Source organism: Vibrio sp. 10N.222.48.A3 (assembly GCF_041475345.1).
Classification (GTDB): domain Bacteria; phylum Pseudomonadota; class Gammaproteobacteria; order Enterobacterales; family Vibrionaceae; genus Vibrio; species Vibrio tasmaniensis_A.
In genome coordinates this window covers 1-225 of sequence record NZ_JBFRVX010001123.1, presented here as the reverse complement: position 1 = coordinate 225, position 225 = coordinate 1, and the positions used below count along the sequence as shown (strand labels likewise).

At 44.0% G+C, this 225-nt stretch carries 1 protein-coding gene; it reads right to left on the bottom strand.

Annotated features, from left to right (window positions below; translation table 11 throughout):
* A partial coding sequence (locus tag AB4653_RS24270; protein WP_372105514.1) for a metal ABC transporter solute-binding protein, Zn/Mn family occupies positions 1–225 on the bottom strand: 225 nt, incomplete at both ends.

Sequence of the window (225 nt, the reverse complement as noted above, 5' to 3'; positions counted from 1 at the left end):
TTTCAAAGCAATCAAGAATGAATCTAGGTTCTCTTGATACGCCATGGCGTTATCAGAGTCTGACTCAATTAGCTTAGCTGAGATATATTTTGCCGCTACCTCGACTTGATCGATACCCAACCAAAAATGCGGGTCATGGCTACCATGGTTGTGCCCTTCATGAGCATCGTGGTCTTCATGTCCAAACTCTCTCAAGTTAATCCCCGGAATCTCACTGATCTTGAT